Consider the following 17,963-nt stretch of genomic DNA (forward strand, 5'->3'; position numbering starts at 1 on the left):
AGTCCTTCATCACCGCCATCCGCACCGGCGAGTTCGACACCCAGTAACAACCACCGCTCCCCGCCCCGCCGCCCAACGCCTGGGGCGGCGGGGCCCACTGCGTTGCTCGGAAGAGGATCAAATGCTTGACAGCATCAACTTGAGCACCGCCCGCTGGGTGAAGTCGACCTACAGTCAGCAAGGCGGCGACTGCGTAGAGGCAGCTCCCAACATCCCTGGTCTACTGCCCGTCCGCGACTCCAAGGACCCGAGCGGCCCCGCCCTCATCTTCCCCACCGCCGCCTGGCAGTCCTTCATCACCGCCATCCGCACCGGCGAGTTCGACACCCAGTAACAACCACCGCTCCCCGCCCCGCCGCCCAACGCCTGGGGCGGCGGGGCCTTTCGGGTCTCCTATGCTCCTGTGCATGGCTGACAGTGAGACCCCGTCAACGCCGCTGCACTCCGTGTCCGTCGCGGGTGCGGTCGTCCGCGAGGACGGGCGTGTGCTGGCGATCCGCAGGGCCGACAACGGCGCCTGGGAGCCCCCGGGCGGGGTGCTGGAACTCACCGAGACCGTCGAAGACGGCCTGCGCCGCGAGATCTTCGAGGAGACCGGGCTCAAGGTCGGCGTCGACCAACTGACCGGCGTCTACAAGAACATGACCCGCGGCATCATCTCCCTCGTCTTCCGCTGCCATCCCGAAAGCGGCGCCGAACACCTCTCCGACGAATCCACCGCCGTCGCCTGGCTGACCCCCGCCGAAGTCATCGACCGCATGAGCGAGGCCTACGCCATCCGCATCCTCGACGCCCTCCACCCCGGCGGCCCCGCCCACATCCGCTCCCACGACGGCCGTCGGCTCACCGCCATCCGCGCCGGCGAGTTCGACGCCCGGTAGCAGCCGTTGCCCTCAGCCCGGCCGCCCCCGCACGGGGGCGGCCGGGCCCTGCACCAAAAGTCGATCTCGCCGACCTTCCACTCCCCACGCCCGGCTGAACTCCGCACCACCCGAACAGATCCCCCCGCAGCACCGCCCCTGTACAGCACAGGAAGTCGGCCTCACCGACTTCCCGTGCGGCTCGGTCCCGCCGCCCCGAGCCCCGGGGCGGCGGGACCGATTTGGGGTCAGATCGCCTGGGCGGGTTCGTCGAGCCAGGCGTGCCAGCCGTCCGGGGTGACAGTGAGTCCGAGACGCTCGACTCCGGGCTCGCCCGTGTCGTGCCACCAGATGAGGGTCCGCTCGAAGTCCTCCCACAGGCGGCGCCCGCCGTACTGGCGGACCAGGTGAACGCTCTCACCGTCGCGGAACGTCGCTGCGGCCCAGGCCGGGGTCGTAAGGGAGTAGAGCCACAGGGTGCGGGCACCGTCCTGGTGCGGCTGGATCGCGTGCGTCACGTCGCGCAGGCGCAGCCCGGCGGCCAGCGGAAACGGGTCGAACTTTCTGTGCGACGGGAGGGCGGCGGCGGTGGTGTGTTCGGCGACGGTGCCGCCGTCTGCGGGGTTGTCCGGCCATCGCAGGCGCTGGGAGCGCATCTTCATGAACTCTACGGGCTGGAGGAACGGGCCGCTCGCGGTGCCGTCGCCGTGGACGGTGAGGCGGGCCAAGGCGTCGGCGTTGGAGTAGTGGGTGCCGAAGGGCGCCAGGATCAGCCCGCCGGGGCGGGTCTGCTCGATCCACGCCTGGGGGATCTCGCGCAGCCCGAAGGTGGCGGTGATCCGGTCGTACGGGGCGCCGGCCTGGTGGCCGAGCGCGCCGTCCCCGCAGACGACCTGCGGCTGGTAGCCGGCGGCGTGCAGGGCGGCACGGGCCTGGGCGGACACGAGCGGGTCGATCTCGACGGTGGTCACGTTCGCGTCGCCGAGCCGGTGGGCGAGCAATGCGCTGTTCCATCCGGTGCCGGTGCCCTGCTCCATCACCCGCATCCCCGGCTCGGCCTGGAGGTCGTCCAGCATCGAGGCGACGAGCGACGGCATCGAGGCGGAGCTGGTCGGCACCGTGCCGGGTTTCCGGCCGGCGTGAGCGCCGTCGTCCCATTGGGTGACGATCGGAATGTCCGCGGCGGCGGCCGCCGACCAGCCTCGTTCGTCCTCGGTGCGGTCGAGGGGCCGGCTCTTCCCGGTGGCCATGTCGTGGGCCCAGATCAGGTCCGGCAGGAACAGCGAGCGCGGGACGGCGTCGAAGGCCGTCGCCCACGCGTCGGCGATGGGGAAGGACCGCCCTGGCGCGGGGCGGCCCTCCTGCTCGGGTGCGAGCGTCACTTCTTGTGTCCTCCGTCGCCGGGCGGTGTGCTGCCGTCGGGGGACGGCGGGTCGGTCGGCGGCGTCCAGGGCGTCCCAGGATGCCCGTCGCCGCCGTCCCCGCCACCGCCGCCGCCGTGCCCTCCGCCATCAAGTGCGACCGTCTCCATCACCGGCTCCGCTCCAAGGGGTGGCCGCCGCTCTGCGGGCCCTCAGGGCGAGTGCCCCGGTTCCTTCCGCAGAGCGGCACCCACGACATTAGGGAGTAACGTCGCGATCACTCAACGCACTTGCGGATTCTTGCGCACCTTCATCCGAGGACGCCGATGGCATCGGCGATCAGGCGCCGGGCGGCGTCCCCGTGTGCGGCCATCTGCGACAGCTCGGTGAACGCCTTCGCGTAGTCGGCGAGTTCGCGGGGCTGAGTGACGCTGATCTCCGCCGTGAGCGTCTCCACCGAGCAGCTTGAGGCGTCGAAGAGGTAGAAGGCCTCAAGCGGCCACACTGCACGCTCGGCTCCGAACGGAATGATGCCCAGGCTCAGCGAGGACAATGGCATCAAGGTGATCAGGTGGCGCAGTTGGCCGGCCATCGCGGCAGGATCGCCGATCCGGTGGCGCAGGACGGCTTCCTCCAGGACGACCACGAAGCGGTGGCCGCCCTCGTACAGGAAGCGGCTGCGAGCGACTCTGGCGGCGACCGCCTCGGTGACGTCGTCGGCGTAGCCCTTGAACCGGGTGATGCCGTTCAACAGCGCGGTGGCGTAGGCCGGGGTCTGGAGGAAGCCCGGGATGACGTTGGAGGCGTAGACGCGCAGCAGTGCGGTCCTGGCGTACCGGTCGAGGCTCTGCTGCTGGGTGCGGGCAAGGCCGCTGCGGTGCAGTCGTCGCCATTCCATGTACATCGAGTCGACGGCACGGGCGGTGGCGATCAGGTCCGGGACCTGGTCGTCGGCGCCGCACGCGGCGCACCAGGCGCGGATGTCGTCCTCGGAGGGGGCTTTTCTGGCGTTGAGGATGCGGGAGGTCTTGGACTCGTGCCAGCCGCAGCGGGCGGCGAGTCGCTGCCCGTTGAGGCCGGCGTCCAGCATCAGGTCGCGCAGCCGCGCGGCGACGGCCCGCCGGGCGGCTTCGGCACTGGAGGACGGGGAGGAGTACATCCGCGGGCGGTCCGGAGCGAGGGTCAGACGGTGTACTTCTCGTGTGGGACGCCGCGCTCCCAGACCGCCTCGAAGGCGCTGGAGCAGAGCCTCACCACGGCCGGTTCCTCGGTGTAGGTCAGGCGCGGCTCGGCCCATGCGCCGTCGCCGGTGAAGTGGTTGAACAACACCCCTGCCTGGTCGAACAGCCAGAAGTCGCTGCCCGGCAGCGCGATCTCGCAGGCCTGCCTGCGGGACAGCCACCGGACCTCCTCGCCCAGATCCACGTTGGCCACGGTCAGGGCGTGCTCGTAGCGGATGTAGTCGGTGACCGGCTCCGAGACGATGCGTGCCCGGCGCAGCGCCACGTCCCGGTCGGTGGCCTCGGTCACCATGGCGCGCCAGCGCGACCAGTGCGGGGAGGTGGTGTCGGTGTTCGCGTACCCGCTGCGCAGGTACTCGGCGAAGCCGCCGCTGTCCTGGCCGGCGTAGGTGTCGCGCATCTCCAGGTGCACGGCGGAGCGCTGGGCGCCCTGCAGCAGTTCAGCGAAGCTCGGCACGTTCGGCGTCATCACAGGCCTTCCTCAGCATCGGGATCATCCGGGTGGGGATGCGGACCACGGCCTCCGTCGCCGGGATTCCGCTACCGTGTCCGGCGGTCCACTCGGTGGTGCCGATCGCGGCGAGCATCGCGTCGTCCGGCTTCCAGCCCTGGACGACGATCTCCCCCGCGTCGCGGTCCACCCACACGGTCGGCGATCCCTCGTGCTCCGTGTTCGGGTCGATCCCGACGAACTGAAGGTCCACGGTGCCTCCCATACCAAGCCGGTTGCCACATCTTGCGCCCACCGTTCCGCAGACCTGATGAGACGTCAAGAAGCAAGCCCGGCTCCCCAAAGAAGTGAGCGCCAACTGATGGACAAGTACGCGCAGTTGCTGGCCGACCTGACCGAGGGCGGCGCGCTGGGCGAGGAGTGGCGGGGCGCGTTCGAGCGTGCCCCGCGCTCTGCCTTCGTGCCGGACGCCGTGTGGACCCCGGACGAGGACGCACCGACCGGCTGCCGGCGGATCATCAAGGCCGACGCCCCGGACGCCTGGTGGTCGCTGGTGAATGCCGACGGCGTGGTCGTCACACAGGTCGACGACGGACACGAGAACGGGCCGGGCATCGCCACGTCGTCGGCGTCCATGCCGTCCCTCGTCGCGGCCATGCTCCGCCACCTGGACGTGCGAGACGGCCACAACGTGCTCGACGTCGGCACCGGAACCGGCTGGACAAGCGCCCTGCTCTCGGCCCGACTTGGCGACGACCGGGTGACCACGGTCGAAGTCGACCCGGCCATCGCAGCCGAGGCGGCGCTGAGACTCGGCGCCGCCGGATTCGCGCCCCGGCGGGTCGTCGGCGACGGGCTGGCGGGATGGTCCTACGCTGCCCCCTACGACCGCGTCCACTCGACGGCAGCCGTCCGCCGGGTGCCCTCCACCTGGATCGAACAGACCCGGCCCGGTGGCGTGATCGTCACCCCATGGGGCACCCCGTACGCCAATGCCGGGCTGCTGCGCCTGGTGGTCGGCCGGCCGGGCGGGGCCTCGCACGGCCGGTTCGTCGGCAACGTCTCCTTCATGTGGATGCGGGCACAGCGCCCGCACGCCGTGATCGAGCCAGCGGACGTGCCGGGCCGCAAAGGGCCTTCCACGATGGACCCGGAGCTGGCCCTGGAGGACGTGAACGCCGCATTCGCCATCGGCCTTCGGGTGCCGGGCATCCGGTACGAACACGTCTGGGACGGCGCCGACCCCGGCGGCACCTACCGCATGCAGCTCTCGGACGGTGCGGGATCGTGGGCATCCGTCCGCTACGCCGCATGCGACGCCGAGGACGCCGCCCACCAGTCCGGCCCCCGCCGGCTGTGGGACGAAATCACGAGAGCCCACCTGTGGTGGCTGGAGGAGGGCAAGCCCGACCTGTGCCGGTTCGGCGTGACCATCGCCGTGGACGGTGCGCAGTCCGTCTGGCTGGACGACCCCGGCAACCCCGTGGCCTGACCTCCGCCCGGCCCGGCCGCCCCATGCATGGGGCGGCCGGGCCCCGCACCAGAAGTCGGGCCCGCCGACTTTTCGCTCACCGCCCGGCCGTCCAGGCCGGGCGGCCATGGGGGCGGCCATGGGGGCGGTCCTCAGGCGGCCGGGCCCAGGAGGGCGGCGGTGCACTGTTCGGCGAGGTCTTCGGCGTGGGCGGGGAGGGGGTCGCCGGAGCGGAGGTGGCGGCGGACCAGGGACAGGGGCAGGTCGACCACGGCGAGGGCCACCCGCTCGGCGGCCTGCGGGCCCTCGGCGCCCAGGGCGGTGGCGAGCTCGGCCAGCGAGGCGCGCACGCGGCGGTTGCCGTCGTCCGCCCGCCGGCGGTGCTCATCCGACCAGTCGGCGCGCCCGAAGTCCTCGGCGCCGTAGAGGAGGAGAGCGGCCTCCTCGGGGTGGGCGCGACTCCAGGCGACGACGTGGCGCGCCGCCGCGCAGCCCGCCCGCCGTGCATCGCCGCCGGCCGCTTCGAGGACCTTGAAGTAGCCGGCCTGGAAGCCCTCCACCGTCCGCAGCCACGCCTCGGCGAGCAGCGCGGAGCGCCCGGCGAACCGGTGGTACACCGAGCCGCTCGGGGCGCCCACCTCCGTGGCGACCGCGGACATCGTCACCGCGGCCGGCCCCCCGGCGGCGGCCAGCCGCACGGCGGCGTCGAGCAGCTGGTTCGCATCGAAGCGGGGTGGTCTCGCCATGAAGTGGAGAGTACCCTCCACAATATTAGAGATTGTCCTCTAAAAAGAACCCGAGGAGACCGCGATGGGTGTCTACAACGTGCACGAGCGCCTGCTGGCCGCGCAGCGAAGCGAGGTGGGAGCGCTGATCGACACCCTGGCGAGCAGCGACGACAGGCTGTGGCCGCAGGGCAGTTGGCCGTCGATGGAGTTCGACCGCCCCCTGGCGGCCGGGGCGGTCGGCGGGCACGGCCCGGTCCGCTACACCGTCGCCGCCCACGTCCCCTCGCAATGGGTGCGCTTCACCTTCAGCGGGCCGCGCGGCTTCCACGGATTCCACGAATTCACCGCCCTGGCCGTCGATGAGGAGCACACGCTGCTGCGCCACACCCTCGCCATGGCCGCCCGCGGCCCGGCGCGCCTCACCTGGCCGCTCGTCTTCCGCCCCCTCCACGACGCCTGCCTGGAGGACAGCCTGGACCGCGCCGAACTGGCCTGTTCGGGCACGGTGGCCCGCCCGGCCCGCTGGAGCCGCTACGTACGGCTGCTGCACGCCCTCCTGCACTGACCCACCGGGCGCGGCGGTCAGACCGGCCGCGCCTGGGCCCAGGCGCAGAGGCGGCGGGCGCTGTCGCCCAGGTGAAAGTGAAGAAGAGCCGCCCGACGCTCCCGTTCACCGCGCCGCCGTGCGTCCAGGTCGCCCCGGGGTCCGGCGTGTTCGGGGGAAGCGGACGGCGGCGGCCGGCAGCAGGACGGCCGCCGTGGCCGCGCTCGGCAGGAGGGCTCCGGCAGCAGAGAACCGGCGGGTGAACCTTCGGGGGGTGGCTGACGTCGTTGGCATGGGTGGCACTGCAGGAACGGAACGTCAAGGTCCGCCCTGAAACGGGTTTCACCGGTTCATCGGTGAGATCAGATTCCGGTAGCGAGTGTTTCGTTCGCGTATCGGGGGATCTGGGAAGATCACCGGCGGTATACGAACACGAAGAAGAGGTGCGGAGCATGGTCGGTGTGGTGCTGGTTCTCGTCCTGCTGCTCGTCGTCGGCGGGTGCGCGTGCGTCGTGTGGGCGCAGCGCGGCGGGCCGGGGTGGGTGCGGGCGGTGGCGGCGGTGACGCTGGGGGCGGGCGAGGTGGTGCGCTCGGCGGCCAAGCGGCGCCGGCGCGGTTCGCGTAACGACGGGGCCGACCTCACCAGCCTCGGTGACGGCGGTGGTGGGAGCAGCGGTTCGTGAGGATCGGCACACGCTTCGCAATCGCCCCGGCACATTGTGTACCGTCGCCCTGAGGTGCGATGAAGGGGGGCGCGACCGTGAGCGAGCGCAGCGAGCGAACCACTGATGGGTGCGTGTTTCGCGAAGCGACCGCCGGGCGCAGCGAGGCGGGCGCATGAGTGGCGTTGTCGTGTATCTGCCGCCTGCGGGCGACGGCAGTGCCGGGGCGGTGACGCTGCGGCTGGGGCCCGGTCAGGTGGCGCGGTTCGGGCGGGGTTCGGCGGCGGTGCCGGTGGAGCTGCCGCTGGCGGACGCGGCGGTGTCGCGGCTGGCCGGGGAGATCCGGGTGACGGAGGACCACTGGCAGCTGAGCAACCTCAGTGCGAGCCAGAGTTACCTGGTGGAGAACCCGGAGGGTGCCGGGGAGTACCTGCGGGTGCCGCCGCGGCGGGCGGGGGCGCCGATCCCGTTCGAGTTCTCGCGCGTGGTGCTGCCGACGCACGGCGGCGGGACGCTGGCCTTCCAGGTGTTCGCCCCCGATCACGTCTACCTGGATCCGGACGGGCTGGGCGGCGACGCCCTGCGGGGCACCCGGACGGTCACGGCGTACTCGCTGGACGAGACGGCGACGTACTTCCTGGTGCTGGTGGCGCTGTGCGAGCCGCGGCTGCGTGACGAGTCGCCGCTGGAGGTGCCGACGACGCCGCGGATCGTGGAGCGGCTGGCCGGTCATCGGGCGTGCGCGCGGCTGACGGCGCGTGCGGTCAGTTCGCACATCGATTACCTGGCCGAGGAGAAGATGCGCATCGCCGCCCCGGCGGAGGAGCGGGGCGGGCGGCGCAACGGCAAGCGGGAGGCGATCGTGGCGATCGCGCTGCGGTTCGGGCTGGTGCGCGAGGAGCACCTGGCGCTGCTGCCGCCGCGCGGCCCGGTCGGCCCCGCCGGTGCCTGAGCGTGCACCCGCTGCCGCCGGGCCGGCGCGTGGGGCGCTGGGAGGTCACCGGGCCGATCGCGGCCGGGGGCTGGGCCAGTGTGTACGCGGGCCGCTCCACCGGGAGCGGTGACGGAAGCGTTGACGAGGACGGTGCCGGGGACGGTGCCGGGGACGGCACCGGGGTCGGCGTCGAGGTCGCGCTGAAGATCCTGCCGACCGCGGGGCTGACGCCGCGCCAGGCCGCCAAGGTCGCCGAAACCGCGCGCCGCGAGGTGGAGTTCGCCCGCCGCACCCGCCATCCGCGGCTGGTGCGCCTGCTGGACACCGTGCAGCTCGGCGCGGAGGGTGACGCGTTCCTGGACGGCGCGATCGTCCTGGTGATGGAGCGCGCGGAGCGCAGCCTGCGGGACCTGCTGGATTCGGCGGAGGTGTCCGAGGCCGAGGGCGGCGCGCTGATCGCCGGGATCTGCGAGGGGCTGGCCCACCTGCACGCCGCCGGGTGGGTGCACGGCGACCTGAAGCCCGACAACGTGCTGCTGGCCGCCGACGGTTCGGTGCTGCTCGCGGACTTCGGGCTGGCGACCGAGCTGACCGGGACCGGTGGCACGCACGGCCACGCGCCGCCGATGGGCACGTTCGACTACCTGCCGCCCGAGCGCTGGCGGGCGCCGCTGGGCGAGCAGGGCGTCACCGTGCGTCCCAGTGGGGACATCTGGGCGCTGGGGATCGTCGTGCACGAGGTGTTCGCGCGCGGCGCCTCGCCGTTTCCCGGCGCGACCCCGGCGGCGCGGGCGGCGGCCGCCCAGGAGTACGCGGAGCGGCGGGCGCCGCTGCGGATGGCGGACGGGGTGCCGCCGTTCTGGCGGGCGCTGGCCGCCGACTGCCTGGCGCCCACCCATGCCGAGCGCGCCGCCCACAGTGCCGAGAGCCTGCTCGCGCGCATCCGCGCCCACCGGGGCGGGGGCAGACACGGGCGGCGGCGCCACGGGCCCGCGGCGCTCGCGGCGGCGGCCGTGCTGGCGTCCGGGGCGGCGGTGGCGGGCACGGTGGCGGTGGGCTGGACGGACGCCGGCGGCAGCGCCCCGGCGGCGGGGCACGTACGGGTGTACAACGCGGACCCGGGCTGCCAGAGCCGGGCGGGCCGGGATCCGCAGTGCAGCCTGGGCCTGGCGATCGACCCGCGCGAGCCGTACCTGGCGGGGAACGTGGTGGCGACCCGGGTGTGGCACGGGGACGTGCTGGACGCGGAGTGCGAGGAGCCGCACGGGGTGCCGATCGTCGACGAGATGGGCACCCAGTCGCCCCGGTGGTTCCGGGTGCGCCTGCCCGGGGGCCCGTCGGAGCCGGCGGCGTGGCTGCCGGCGGTGCGGACCCTGGACCGCCCGGAGCTGCCGGCCTGCCCGGCACCATCCTCGACTGGCTGACGGGGCCGGTCAATCCGGAGCGTTCCGGATACCGGCCCCGCGCGCCCGCGGCTAGCTTGCGGACGGTCCGTCAGGGCCCTTCCACCGCGGAGCCCTTCCACCGCAGACCCCCAGGAGCCAGCCTTGCGCACTACGCCGATCCTGCGCCGTGCCGCGCGCGCCGTGGTCCCCGCCCTGGCGGCGGCCGCGCTCGCGCTGGGCGCGATACCCGCCGCCACGAACGCCGCGAACGCCGCGTCCGCCGTACCCGTCCGCTCCCCCGTCACGGGAGCCGCCGCGCTCGACTCCGACACCGACGGCCCGATCGGGCGCGGCGAGGTCATGGACCGCGCGTGGTCGTGGATCGCCGAGCAGGTGCCGTACAGCCAGCAGGGCTGCCACGGCAACCAGTTCGGCTGCTACCGCCCCGACTGCTCCGGCTTCGTGTCGATGGCCTGGCACCTGGGCACCTCGCTCACCACGTGGACGCTGTGGAACGTGACCGCCGACATCCCGGCCGGCGACCTCCAGCCCGGCGACGCGCTGCTCAAGGACGCCGGCGGCACCGACCACGTCGCCCTGTTCGTGCGCTGGGCCGATGCCGCCCACACCCAGCCGGTGGTGCGCGAGGAGTACGACTTCGGCCACGTCGCCGAGGAGCGCACGTGGGGTGACGGGCTGCGCGGCTTCACCCCGCGCCGCTACAACCGCCTGGACGACCTGATGCCCTACGGCGCGATCCGGGTCAAGTACGACGCCATGGGCGGCCTGAACAGCGTGCTGGGCGCGCCGATCCGCGGCGAGCGCGACTCGGCGGCCGGCGGGCGCTTCCAGCAGTTCAAGAACGGCATCATCCTGTGGCACCCGGACGAGGCCCACCCCGTCTACGGCGAGATCCTCACCCGTTTCTGGGCCACCGACGCCGAACGGGCCTGGGGCTTCCCGACGATGGACGAGGCGGACGGGGCCGCGGCCCCCGACGGCACCCGCGGGCGCTACCAGTTCTTCGAGCGGGCCGTGATCCTGTGGTCCGCCCCGACCGGTGCGCACGTCGTCCACGGCGCCATCTACGACGCCTTCCACGCCGCCGGCCACGAGAAGGCCGTCGGCTACCCCGTCACCGACGAGGCCGACGAGCCGGGCGGGCGCGTCCAGAAGTTCCAGAACGCGACCGTCCACTGGAACGCCGCCACCAACACGACCTCGGTCACCCGCCCCTGACACTCCGTACGGCGCTCGCAGCCCCCGGCCCTCCCGCGGCCGGGGGCCCGGGCCGTCTCAGAGCCGCACCAGTTCGACGTGGGCGGCCAGGCGGGTGGCGGCTTCGGTGGCCGTGGTGACCGGGTGGGCGGGGCCCAGGGCGTCGGCGGCCTGGCGGGCGCAGCGGGCGCGCAGGCGCGCGGCCTCGGTGTGGTGGCCGAGGGCGGCCAGGTCGAGGGCGAGGTTGGCGCGGGCGGTGAGCACGTCGTAGTGGGTGTCGCCGACCACGGCGGTGAGCAGGTCCATGGCGCGGCGGCCGAGTTCGGCGGCCGCTTCGCTCTCGCCGGTCTCCGCGAGGCCGGTGGCGTGGTTGATCAGGACGGCGCCCAGGTAGGGGTGGTCGGCGCCGATGGCGCGGGTGAGGCCGGTGACGGCGGTGTGGGACAGGGAGCGGGCCTCCGCGGCGCTGCTGGTGGCACGGAGGTGGACGGCGAGGCCGGCGGTCAGGGCGAGGGTGACGGGGTGGGCCTCCCCGAAGTGGTCCTGGCCGGCCCGGTGGGCGCGGGCGGCGATGCGGGCGGCGCGCTGGTGGTCGCCGCGGGCGTGGAGGGCCGCGGCCAGGGTGGTGGCCGCGACGAGGGAGTGCAGGTGGTGGGGGCCTTGGACGTCGCCGAGGTCCTGGTAGGTCTGGCCGGCCTGTTCGCAGGCGGCGGGCAGGTCGCCGAGGCGGAAGGTGGTGGCGGCGAGTTCGGCCCTGGCGTACAGGGACTGGGTGTTGCGGCTGCTGACGGTGCGCTGGTAGGCGAGGACGGTGTCCTCCAGCACGGTCAGCGATTCGCGTAACCTTCCCATCTCGCGCAGTGTGCCGCCGTAGGCCGCGGCCGAGAGCAGGGTGTCGAGGTCGGCGGGCCCGAGCAGGCGCCGCTGGCGGCGGTAGCTGCGGCGGTAGAGGTCCAGGGCGCGGGGCCAGTCGCCGGTGAGGTCCTCGGAGACGGCCAGGTTGTGGAGGGTCATGCCGATGCGCGGGTGGTCGGGGCCGAGCGCCTGGAGGACGTGGTCGAGGGTGTCGCGGTCGAGTTCGCGGGCCTCCTGGTAGCGGCCGAGCAGGCGCAGGTCGGCCGCGAGGTTGCCGGCGGCGATGAGGGTCTGCAGGTGGCGGGGGCCCAGTTCGCCGCGGAAGCGTTCCAGGGCGGTGCGGTCGATGGTGTAGCTGGCCCGGAATTCGCCCTGTTCGCGGAGCACGTTGGCGAGCTGGACGCGCAGCATGCCGGTCTGGAGGCCGTCGGTGCCCGGGCGCCCGCCGTCCGGGGCGGCCCTGCTCCAGCGTTCCAGGGTGCGTTCGGCGAGTTCCCTGGCCTCCGGGTAGAGGCCGCGCTTCCACAGGAAGCGTACGGAGTTGACGATGAGCCGGCGCACGTCGGCCTCGGTGGAGTCGGCGGCGCCGCTGGGCCACAGGTGCGGGAGGATCTCGGCGAAGGCCTCCCAGGTGCCGACCCGGTCGGGGTCGGAGGGTGCCGCGGCGGCGAGGGCGAGCTGGACGACGCGGCGCATCTCCTCGCCGCGCTGGGCGGGCAGCTGGTCGCGGACGACGGCCTGGACGAGGCGGTGGACGGTCAGGGACTGGCGGCCGGCGTCGGCGCGGGCCAGGCCGGTGCGGTGGATGGTGCGCACGAGCTCGCCCATCTCCAGGCGGGTGCCCAGGGCGTCGCCGTCGAGGCCGAGGTGGCGGGCCAGCAGCGGGGAGAGCAGCAGTGCGGTGGGGATCGGCTCGGGGCCGAAGTGGGCGCAGATTTCGAGGAGTTCGGCGGCGCTGGCGTTGGTGCGGTGGAGTTCCTCCAGGGACAGGTGCCAGGTCGCGGCCACCGAGCGCGGGTAGTCGGTGGCGGGCAGGCGGGTGCGTTCGAGGATCTCGGTCATGGTGGCGGCGAGCAGGTCGAGGTAGTCGGTGACGGGCATGCCGCTCTCGCGCAGCCAGGCGGCGGCCTGGGCGATGGCCAGCGGCAGGTCGCCGAGGCGGTCGCAGACCTGGTCGGCCGCGTCGTGGCCGAGGCCGGGGTTGAGGCGGTGGAGGTGCTGGAGGCTCTCGGTGCGGCGGAAGACGCCGAGTTCGACGACTCCGGCCCGGCCGCTCCAGGCGGGGTTGCGGGAGGTGATGAGGATGTGGCCGCCGAGGGGGCCGTCGACGAGCCAGCGGGCGAGCTGGTCGGGGCCGGTCGCGTTGTCGAGGATGAGCAGCCAGCGCCGGTAGGGGGTGCCGTGGCGCAGTGCGGCGAGGACGCGGGCGGCGGTGTCCTGGCTGTCCTCGCCGTGTTCGAGGCCGAGTCCGGGGGCGAGGGCGGCCAGCCGGGTGGCGATGAGTTCGGGCTGTTCGGCGCCGATCCACCACACGACGTCGTAGCCGGCGCGGAAGCGGTGGGCGTATTCGGCGGCGGTCTGGGTCTTGCCGACGCCGCCGAGGCCGGTCAGGACGCGGACGGCGCCGGCGCCGGCGGTGGTGAAGCCGTCGCGCAGGGCCTCGAGTTCGCGGTCGCGGCCGGTGAAGGAGGTGTTGCGGGCGGGGATGTCCAGGACGGCGGGCAGGTCGCCGGGGTGGCCGCCGCGGGCGGACGGGCGGTCGCCGGCGCTCTCCCGGGCGGGGTGGCCGACGGCGGTGGCCAGCCGGGTCAGGGAGTCGGCGGCCGAGGAGCCGGCGAGGTCGACGCTGGGCCGCTCGGCGAAGAGCCGGGGCAGGGCGGTGTCGGGGTCGCCGACCCGGACCGGGACGAGGGCGGGCACGCCCGGGGCCGCCTCGCGGCCGGCGAGCGCGCGGAAGAGGCGCTCGGCGCGGGGGTGGCCGGGGTAGGCGGCGGAGAGCAGGACGACGACGCGGCCCTGGCCGGTCAGGGCCCAGCCGGCCTCGACGGGCAGGCCTTCCTCGGCGGCGGCGACGCTGTGCAGGGTGGTGCGGTAGCCGAGGGCGGTCAGCTCGGTGGCGGCCCACTCGGCCCACATCCGTTCGGCGGGGGCGTAGCTGACGAACAGGTGGGCGGGCGGGTGGTGGCCGGCGGTGGCCGCGGGCTGGTCGGGGCGGGGGCCGGGCGGGAAGGCGCCGGGGTAGTGCCGCAGGTCGAGGTCGGCGAGTTCGGGCAGGCGGGCGCGTTGGGCGGGCAGGCGGACCCGTTCGGCCAGGACCTCGACGACGCGCCGGTAGTCCGCTCCGCCCGGGTCCTGTTCGATGAGGCGGCGCAGTCCGAGTTCGGCGTAGCGCTCCCCCATGGCGGGTTCGACGTACTGGACCTCGTCGGCGGGGGCGGCGGGCCCGGCGGGCAGGGGCTCCCACAGGACGGGCAGCAGGGCGCCGCTGTCCCAGCCGGTCTCGCGTTCGTAGGCGATGGTGCGGGAGCGGAAGGCGGTCCACTCCTTGCCGCAGTAGACGCTGGCGAAGTAGGCGGGCGAGTAGAGCGCGACCATGGTGCGGCAGCGGGCGACGGTGCGCGACAGCCGCAGCTCCCAGTCGGTCCCGAGGAACAGCTGCTCGACGTCCCGGAAGCTCGGCAGTGCGGCCGCGTCCGGGTCGCGCCGGGCCAGTTCGGCGCGCAGGTCCTGGTAGAAGCCCGCGACGGCCGAGCCGTTGTCGTCCGCCCGCGCGTAGCTGAGGAAGAAGTACGCCTCCATGTGTCCCCCGGCACTCTGGTGTCCGTACTCGGACGGGTCCGTCCAGTGTGGACCGGCGCACGCGGGTTGCGTAGGGGCCGGGGCGCGTGCGTGCCGTGCGTGCTCAGGCGGGCTGGACGAGCCGGTTCTCGTAGGCGTACACGACCGCCTGGACCCGGTCGCGCAGGCCGAGCTTGAGCAGGATGCGGCTGACGTGGGTCTTGACGGTGGCCTCGGCGAGTTTGAGCTCGGCGGCGATCTCGGCGTTGGACAGGCCCCGGGCGACCGTGATCAGGACGCTGCGCTCGCGGGCGGTCAGCGCGGCGACGGCCTCCTCGCCGCGGGTGGCGCCGCGGCCGTCGGCGGGCAGGTGGGAGGCGAAGGTGTCGAGCAGGCGGCGGGTGACGCGCGGGGAGACGACCGCGTCGCCCGCCGCCACGCAGCGGATCGCGGCGAGCAGCTCGTCCGGTTCGGCGTTCTTCAGCAGGAAGCCGGAGGCCCCGGCGCGCAGCCCGGCGAAGGCGTACTCGTCGAGGTCGAAGGTGGTGAGGATGAGCACCTTGGTGTCGGGGCGCTGTTCGACGATGCGGCGGGTGGCCTCGATGCCGTCGGTGCCGGGCATGCGGACGTCCATGAGGACGACGTCGACGGGCCGCTCGACGGCCAGGCGGACGGCCTCCTCGCCGTCGCCGGCCTCGCCGGCGACCTCCAGGTCGGGCTGGGAGTCGAGGGTCATGGAGAAGGCCAGGCGCAGCAGCGGCTGGTCGTCGACCAGCAGGACCTTGATCGTCATGCGGGGCTGGGCTCCTCGTCGGTGTCGCCGGGGTGGTCGTCGGTCAGGTGGAGGGTGGCGGCCACCCGCCAGCCGCCGCCGGGGGCGGGTCCGGCGGTGAGGTTGCCGCCGTAGGCGGCGACGCGTTCGCGCATGCCGGCCAGGCCCTGGCCCAGGCCGGGGGCGGTGGCGGTGGGGCGGCCGTCGTCGCGGATCTCCAGGGTGACGGCGGCGGGGGTGGCGTGGACGGTGACGCGGGCGCGGGCGCCGGGGGCGGCGTGCTTGAGGGTGTTGGTGAGGGATTCCTGGACGAGGCGGTAGGCGGTGAGCTGGGCGCCGGGTGAGACGGCGGTGCTGTCGCCGGTGACGTGGAGGTCGGTGGGCAGGCCGGCGGCGCGCACGTGTTCGGCGAGGACGGTGAGCTGGCCGATGCCGGGCTGGGGGTGGCGCAGCGCGTCGGGTTCGTCGGCGCGCAGGACGCCGAGGAAGCGGCGCATGTCGGTGAGGGCCTGGCGGCCGGTCTCGGCGGAGCGGCGCATGGCGTCGGTGGCCTTGTCGGGGGCGGTGGCGTTGGCGTAGGCGGCGGCGTCGGCGAGGGCGACCATGACGGAGAGGTTGTGGGTGACGATGTCGTGCATCTCGCGGGCGATGCGGGAGCGTTCCTCGGCGACGGCGAGGGCGGCCTGCTGGTCGCGCTGGTGTTCCAGGTCGCGGGCGCGCTCTTGGAGGGCGGTGAGCTGGGCGCGGCGGGCGCGGACGTTGAGTCCGAGGGCGACGGCGGCCAGGACGGTGCCGGAGAACAGGACGAACACGCGCAGCCACAGCGGCAGGTGGGCGGCGTTGCCGTGTTCGGTCAGCGGGGGCCAGCGCAGCAGGGCCATGACGACGCCGAGTTCGGCGACGCCGTAGGCGATGAGGGTCAGGCGGCGCCGGCAGTGGGCGGCGACGGTGTAGAGGGCGAGCAGGACGGCCGCGTCGGCGGGCATGGGGTGGCCGGTGGCCCACTGGGCGAGGGCGGCCAGGGAGATCGCGGCGAAGACCGGGAAGGGGGCGCGCCGGCGCAGGGCGAGCGGCAGGACGAGGGCGAGCTGCAGGGCCCAGAGCCAGGGGGTGGCGTGCAGCTCGCGGCGCTGGGGCAGGGCGGTGAGCACGAGCAGGCCGAGGGCGGCGGCGGCGTCGACGAGGGCGGGGTAGCGCTCGGTGAGGACGGCCGCGCGCAGCCGGGCGAGCCCGCGCGGGACGCCGAGGCGTCCTGCGCGGGCTGCGGGGGTCCGTTCGGCGGTGGTCACCCGTTTTCTCCCCGAACGTCCGGGCCTGTGCAACGGGGACAAGTGGGGTGCGGAGGCTTCTGTCGCAGGTTCTTGTCAGTGGCGGCCGATAGCTTGACCGGGTGCATCTGAGGTACTCCTATCGGCTCTACCCAACAGCAGGACAGCGTAATGCGCTGGCCCGGACGTTCGGGTGCGCTCGGGTGGTGTACAACGATGCCCTTGCGGTCCGGAAGGAGGCCCGGAAGGGCGGTCTGCCGTTCCCGAAGAGCACCGATCTCCAGAAGCTGGTGATCACGACGGCGAAGAAGACGGCGGAACGGGCGTGGCTCGCGTCGGTGGGCGTGGATCCGCTGATCCAGTCCGTGCGAGACCTGGACACGGCGTACCGGAACTTCTTCGACTCGCTGGCGGGCAGGCGAGCCGGCCCGCCAGTGGGGCTGCCCAGGTTCAAGTCGCGCAAAGACAGCCGGCAGTCGCTGCGGTTCACCCGTAATGGGTTCCGCGTCCGCCCGAACGGGAAGCTGAACCTGGCGAAGATCGGCGACGTGCGGGTGGAGTGGTCCCGTGTGCTGCCATCCGCGCCGTCGTCCGTGACGATCGTGCTGGATGCGGCCGGACGGTACCACGCGTCCTTCGTGGTGGAGGTGGAAGCCGGTCTTCTGCCCGAGGCGACCGCCGAGGTCGGCATCGACCTCGGCCTGACCTCCTACGCGGTCCTCTCCGACGGGCAGGTGATCGACAACCCGCGCTTCCTGCGCAAGGCGGAGAAGAAGCTCAAGGCCGCGCAGCGGGAGCTGTCCCGCAAGGCCAAGGGCAGCAGGAACCGGGAGAAGGCCCGCAGGAAGGTCGCCAAGGCGCACGCCAAGGTGGCCGACACCCGCATGGACTGGCTGCACAAGCAGACCACCCGGCTGATCGGCGAGAACCAAGCCGTCTTCCTGGAGGATCTGAACGTGCGCGGCCTCGCCCGAGGGCGCCTGGCCAAGTCCGTCCACGACGCCGGATGGGCCGCCTTCCGGCATCTCCTCGAACAGAAGGCGGCCCGGTACGGGCGCACGGTCGGCATCGTGCACCGTGCGTTCCCGTCCTCCCAGCTCTGTTCGGAGTGCGGACACCGCGACGGTCCCAAGCCCCTCGCGATCCGCGAGTGGGCCTGTCCGGCGTGCGGTGTGCTCCATGACCGTGACCTCAACGCTGCTCGCAACATCCTGGCCGCCGGGCGGGCGGACAGGCTAAACGCCCCTGGAGAGCCGGTGAGACCCGACGTGGCGATCCCACGCCGGGCACGGCCCGTCGAACGGGGAACCCACCTCGGCGGCTGCGGATCACGGACACGTGCCGCAGCCGCGCGGGGGATCCCCCGGCCCTAACCGGAGGAGGATGTCAAGGGACCATGCTCACCCCCCCCCCGGGACCCCGGGCCCCGGGTTCG

At 73.7% G+C, this 17,963-nt stretch carries 17 protein-coding genes; 9 read left to right on the forward strand and 8 right to left on the reverse strand.

Going from position 1 to position 17,963, the window contains the following annotated elements; all coding sequences use genetic code 11:
• Positions 1 to 121 precede the first annotated feature (121 nt).
• Positions 122 to 334 carry a DUF397 domain-containing protein gene (locus ACFVU9_RS26090; protein ID WP_387597260.1) on the forward strand — a complete coding sequence of 71 codons (213 nt, stop codon included), beginning with the start codon at positions 122 to 124 and terminating at the stop codon, positions 332 to 334.
• Positions 335 to 395: 61 nt separating this feature from the next.
• Positions 396 to 881, forward strand: a complete 486-nt coding sequence (locus ACFVU9_RS26095; protein WP_387597263.1) for an NUDIX hydrolase — start codon at positions 396 to 398, stop codon at positions 879 to 881.
• Between the two features lie 227 nt (positions 882 to 1,108).
• Here the strand turns inward: ACFVU9_RS26095 and ACFVU9_RS26100 are convergent, their stop codons facing one another.
• From ACFVU9_RS26100 to ACFVU9_RS26115, 4 genes are all read right to left on the reverse strand, one after another.
• Positions 1,109 to 2,242, reverse strand: coding sequence for a methyltransferase domain-containing protein (locus ACFVU9_RS26100; protein ID WP_387597266.1), 1,134 nt, complete (start codon positions 2,240 to 2,242; stop codon positions 1,109 to 1,111).
• Positions 2,243 to 2,531: 289 nt separating this feature from the next.
• Complete coding sequence (locus ACFVU9_RS26105) at positions 2,532 to 3,380, reverse strand: helix-turn-helix domain-containing protein (RefSeq protein WP_387597268.1); 849 nt, start codon at positions 3,378 to 3,380, stop codon at positions 2,532 to 2,534.
• Positions 3,381 to 3,403: 23 nt separating this feature from the next.
• On the reverse strand, positions 3,404 to 3,931 hold the full coding sequence (locus ACFVU9_RS26110; protein WP_387597271.1) for a DUF6879 family protein: 528 nt from the start codon (positions 3,929 to 3,931) through the stop codon (positions 3,404 to 3,406).
• On the reverse strand, positions 3,903 to 4,166 hold the full coding sequence (locus ACFVU9_RS26115; RefSeq protein ID WP_380496836.1) for a hypothetical protein: 264 nt from the start codon (positions 4,164 to 4,166) through the stop codon (positions 3,903 to 3,905). Before ACFVU9_RS26115 ends, ACFVU9_RS26110 begins: the two co-directional genes overlap by 29 nt.
• Before the next feature lie 108 nt (positions 4,167 to 4,274).
• Here ACFVU9_RS26115 and ACFVU9_RS26120 point away from each other — a divergent pair, with 108 nt between their 5' ends.
• Positions 4,275 to 5,405 carry a methyltransferase domain-containing protein gene (locus ACFVU9_RS26120; protein ID WP_387597274.1) on the forward strand — a complete coding sequence of 377 codons (1,131 nt, stop codon included), beginning with the start codon at positions 4,275 to 4,277 and terminating at the stop codon, positions 5,403 to 5,405.
• Positions 5,406 to 5,536: 131 nt separating this feature from the next.
• On the opposite strand, the gene ACFVU9_RS26125 is transcribed toward ACFVU9_RS26120, so the two are convergent.
• On the reverse strand, positions 5,537 to 6,130 hold the full coding sequence (locus ACFVU9_RS26125) for a TetR/AcrR family transcriptional regulator (protein ID WP_387597277.1): 594 nt from the start codon (positions 6,128 to 6,130) through the stop codon (positions 5,537 to 5,539).
• A 64-nt stretch (positions 6,131 to 6,194) separates the two neighbouring features.
• Here ACFVU9_RS26125 and ACFVU9_RS26130 point away from each other — a divergent pair, with 64 nt between their 5' ends.
• The 5 genes from ACFVU9_RS26130 to ACFVU9_RS26150 all read left to right on the forward strand — a co-directional run bounded on the left by ACFVU9_RS26130 (position 6,195) and on the right by ACFVU9_RS26150 (position 10,876).
• Positions 6,195 to 6,677, forward strand: a complete 483-nt coding sequence (locus ACFVU9_RS26130; RefSeq protein WP_380443298.1) for an SRPBCC family protein — start codon at positions 6,195 to 6,197, stop codon at positions 6,675 to 6,677.
• Between the two features lie 431 nt (positions 6,678 to 7,108).
• Entirely contained in the window at positions 7,109 to 7,339 is a 231-nt protein-coding gene (locus ACFVU9_RS26135; protein WP_380443296.1) for a hypothetical protein, read from the forward strand.
• A 154-nt stretch (positions 7,340 to 7,493) separates the two neighbouring features.
• Positions 7,494 to 8,270 carry a serine/threonine protein kinase gene (locus ACFVU9_RS26140; RefSeq protein WP_380443294.1) on the forward strand — a complete coding sequence of 259 codons (777 nt, stop codon included), beginning with the start codon at positions 7,494 to 7,496 and terminating at the stop codon, positions 8,268 to 8,270.
• Between the two features lie 2 nt (positions 8,271 to 8,272).
• Positions 8,273 to 9,676, forward strand: a complete 1,404-nt coding sequence (locus ACFVU9_RS26145; RefSeq protein WP_387597282.1) for a serine/threonine-protein kinase — start codon at positions 8,273 to 8,275, stop codon at positions 9,674 to 9,676.
• Positions 9,677 to 9,799: 123 nt separating this feature from the next.
• The gene (locus tag ACFVU9_RS26150; RefSeq protein WP_380443290.1) at positions 9,800 to 10,876 is read left to right on the forward strand and encodes a hypothetical protein; all 1,077 of its coding nucleotides are present in this window, start codon (positions 9,800 to 9,802) and stop codon (positions 10,874 to 10,876) included.
• A 57-nt stretch (positions 10,877 to 10,933) separates the two neighbouring features.
• On the opposite strand, the gene fxsT is transcribed toward ACFVU9_RS26150, so the two are convergent.
• The 3 genes from fxsT to ACFVU9_RS26165 all read right to left on the reverse strand — a co-directional run bounded on the left by fxsT (position 10,934) and on the right by ACFVU9_RS26165 (position 16,549).
• Positions 10,934 to 14,509: an FxSxx-COOH system tetratricopeptide repeat protein gene (gene fxsT, locus ACFVU9_RS26155; protein WP_387597285.1), complete on the reverse strand. Its 3,576-nt coding sequence runs from the start codon at positions 14,507 to 14,509 to the stop codon at positions 10,934 to 10,936.
• Positions 14,510 to 14,612: 103 nt separating this feature from the next.
• Positions 14,613 to 15,281 carry a response regulator transcription factor gene (locus ACFVU9_RS26160; protein WP_359970122.1) on the reverse strand — a complete coding sequence of 223 codons (669 nt, stop codon included), beginning with the start codon at positions 15,279 to 15,281 and terminating at the stop codon, positions 14,613 to 14,615.
• Complete coding sequence (locus tag ACFVU9_RS26165; protein ID WP_380443285.1) at positions 15,278 to 16,549, reverse strand: sensor histidine kinase; 1,272 nt, start codon at positions 16,547 to 16,549, stop codon at positions 15,278 to 15,280. Before ACFVU9_RS26165 ends, ACFVU9_RS26160 begins: the two co-directional genes overlap by 4 nt.
• A gap of 101 nt (positions 16,550 to 16,650) precedes the next feature.
• Here ACFVU9_RS26165 and ACFVU9_RS26170 point away from each other — a divergent pair, with 101 nt between their 5' ends.
• Positions 16,651 to 17,901 carry an RNA-guided endonuclease InsQ/TnpB family protein gene (locus ACFVU9_RS26170; RefSeq protein WP_387597288.1) on the forward strand — a complete coding sequence of 417 codons (1,251 nt, stop codon included), beginning with the start codon at positions 16,651 to 16,653 and terminating at the stop codon, positions 17,899 to 17,901.
• The last annotated feature ends 62 nt before the right edge of the window (positions 17,902 to 17,963 follow it).

Source organism: Kitasatospora sp. NPDC057936 (assembly GCF_042887525.1).
GTDB lineage: Bacteria > Actinomycetota > Actinomycetes > Streptomycetales > Streptomycetaceae > Kitasatospora.

Coding starts and splice junctions, on each gene's coding strand:
- ACFVU9_RS26090 (WP_387597260.1), top strand. CDS start 122: ATGCTTGACAGCATCAACTTGAGCACCGCCCGCTGGGTGAAGTCGACC.
- ACFVU9_RS26095 (WP_387597263.1), top strand. CDS start 396: ATGCTCCTGTGCATGGCTGACAGTGAGACCCCGTCAACGCCGCTGCAC.
- ACFVU9_RS26105 (WP_387597268.1), bottom strand. CDS start 3,380: ATGTACTCCTCCCCGTCCTCCAGTGCCGAAGCCGCCCGGCGGGCCGTC.
- ACFVU9_RS26110 (WP_387597271.1), bottom strand. CDS start 3,931: ATGACGCCGAACGTGCCGAGCTTCGCTGAACTGCTGCAGGGCGCCCAG.
- ACFVU9_RS26120 (WP_387597274.1), top strand. CDS start 4,275: ATGGACAAGTACGCGCAGTTGCTGGCCGACCTGACCGAGGGCGGCGCG.
- ACFVU9_RS26125 (WP_387597277.1), bottom strand. CDS start 6,130: ATGGCGAGACCACCCCGCTTCGATGCGAACCAGCTGCTCGACGCCGCC.
- ACFVU9_RS26130 (WP_380443298.1), top strand. CDS start 6,195: ATGGGTGTCTACAACGTGCACGAGCGCCTGCTGGCCGCGCAGCGAAGC.
- ACFVU9_RS26135 (WP_380443296.1), top strand. CDS start 7,109: ATGGTCGGTGTGGTGCTGGTTCTCGTCCTGCTGCTCGTCGTCGGCGGG.
- ACFVU9_RS26140 (WP_380443294.1), top strand. CDS start 7,494: ATGAGTGGCGTTGTCGTGTATCTGCCGCCTGCGGGCGACGGCAGTGCC.
- fxsT (WP_387597285.1), bottom strand. CDS start 14,509: ATGGAGGCGTACTTCTTCCTCAGCTACGCGCGGGCGGACGACAACGGC.
- ACFVU9_RS26160 (WP_359970122.1), bottom strand. CDS start 15,281: ATGACGATCAAGGTCCTGCTGGTCGACGACCAGCCGCTGCTGCGCCTG.